The sequence below is a fragment of the Streptomyces sp. NPDC060002 genome (assembly GCF_042737245.1).
Lineage (GTDB): Bacteria > Actinomycetota > Actinomycetes > Streptomycetales > Streptomycetaceae > Streptomyces.
In genome coordinates, this window is record NZ_JBHWUW010000131.1 from 1 (window position 1) to 1,346 (window position 1,346).

Annotated in this window: 1 protein-coding gene; it reads left to right on the forward strand. The window is 68.2% G+C overall.

What is annotated here, in order from left to right; all coding sequences use genetic code 11:
- The first annotated feature begins 140 nt into the window (after positions 1-140).
- Complete coding sequence (locus ACFWBD_RS41485) at positions 141-1,313, forward strand: IS30 family transposase (RefSeq protein WP_385679422.1); 1,173 nt, start codon at positions 141-143, stop codon at positions 1,311-1,313.
- Positions 1,314-1,346: the final 33 nt, after the last annotated feature.

The window sequence follows — 1,346 nt, forward strand, 5'->3', positions numbered from 1 at the left end:
CTTCAGTTCAAGAGGTCGTTGCAACACCCCGTTCGTAGGGAGTTGCAGTGGACTTCGAGATCCGGGAGGACCGGAGGCCGCAGGGCCCCCGGAAGCTGCTGAAGGAGCGTGAGCTCTACCTTTCCCTTGTGGATCAAGGGATGGGGAACGCGCAGGCGTGCCGGATCGTGGGAGTGCACGAGCGGACCGGCAGGGATTGGCGTTATGGACGGCCGGAGGGCCGTGTAAAGAGGCCGCGACCGCGGGCGAAGGATGCGCCGGCGGTCGCGGTCCTTGGTGTCAGAGCACCCAGGACCCGCCTGATCGAGGTCCGTGGTGACTCGCGTTACCTCGGTGAGGATGAGCGGATACACATCGCCGACCGTTTGCGGGAGAAGGCGACGGTCCGCGCGATCGCGGCCGAGCTGGGCCGCAGTCCGTCGACCATCAGCCGGGAGATCCGCCGCAACCGCCACCCCGTGAACGGCCAGTACCGGCCGCACGCGGCACACGCCCGGGCCAGGGCTCGCCGTCCGCGCCCCAAGGGCGGGAAGATCGCGGCGTCTGTGCTGCTGCGTGACACCATCCAGTCATGGCTGGGGCTGAAGTGGAGTCCTGAGCAGATCAGCCGGAGCCTGCGCCTGCACTTCCCCGACCAGCCGGAGATGCACGTGTCGCACGAGACGATCTACCAGGCCCTCTACGTCCAGGGCCGGGGCGAGCTGCGCCGCGAACTCACCAAGGCCCTGCGCACCGGCCGAACCCTCCGCAAGCCTCAACGCCGTCCCGACCAGCGGATCCCGCGCTATCCGGCACCGATGGTGATGATCAGTGACCGGCCGGCCGAGGCCGAGGACCGGGCCGTTCCCGGCCACTGGGAGGGAGACCTGATCATCGGCAGGAACAACGGCTCCGCGATCGGCACCCTGGTCGAGCGGACCACCCGCTACGTGATGCTGGTCCACCTGCCCGGCAACCGCGACACCATCACCGTCCGTGACGCGCTGATCGACACCGTCGGCGCCCTCCCGGCTCACCTGCGGCGCTCGCTGACCTGGGACCAGGGCTCAGAGATGGGCCTGCACCACCAGTTCTCCATGGCCACCGGCATGCCCGTCTACTTCTGCGACCCCTCCAGCCCCTGGCAGCGCGGCTCGAACGAGAACACGAACGGGCTGCTGCGGCAGTACTTCCCGAAGGGCACCGACCTGTCACGGCATGACCGCGAGGACCTGGAAGCCGTCGCCGCCGAACTCAACGGCCGTCCACGCAAAACGCTCGACTGGGAAACCCCAGCCGAGCGCCTCGCTAAGCTCCTCACGACAGCCGCATGATCAGCGGTGTTGCCACGACCCCTTGAATTCGCC